The organism is Sulfoacidibacillus ferrooxidans (genome assembly GCF_022606465.1).
Lineage (GTDB): Bacteria > Bacillota > Bacilli > Alicyclobacillales > SLC66 > Sulfoacidibacillus > Sulfoacidibacillus ferrooxidans.
In genome coordinates this window covers 1-283 of record NZ_JALBUF010000122.1, presented here as the reverse complement: position 1 = coordinate 283, position 283 = coordinate 1, and the positions used below count along the sequence as shown (strand labels likewise).

General features: G+C 41.3%; 1 protein-coding gene. It reads left to right on the top strand.

The genetic code is table 11. The features are described 5' to 3' along the window. On the top strand, nt 1-255 hold a 255-nt coding region (locus tag MM817_RS16660), incomplete at its 5' end, for an isochorismatase family protein (RefSeq protein ID WP_241717192.1). Nucleotides 256-283 lie beyond the last annotated feature (28 nt).

The window sequence follows — 283 nt, the reverse complement described above, 5'->3', positions numbered from 1 at the left end:
GGGTATCAAACAATCGTTATTGTAGGGCTAACGACGGATCACTGCATTTCTACAACGACCCGCATGGCAGCAAACCTTGGATTTAAGCCATACCTCATTTCAGATGCTACGGCAACTTTTGGGCGTACGGGAGATAAAGGAAAGTATTATTCACCTGAAGAAATTCATGAAATCAATTTAGTTAGCCTTAATCACGAATTTGCCACTGTTATGGATACAGCTACACTTATGGGAATTATTGAGTCGGTGATATAAGAACCGTGACACCGGCTTGTTGTATGAA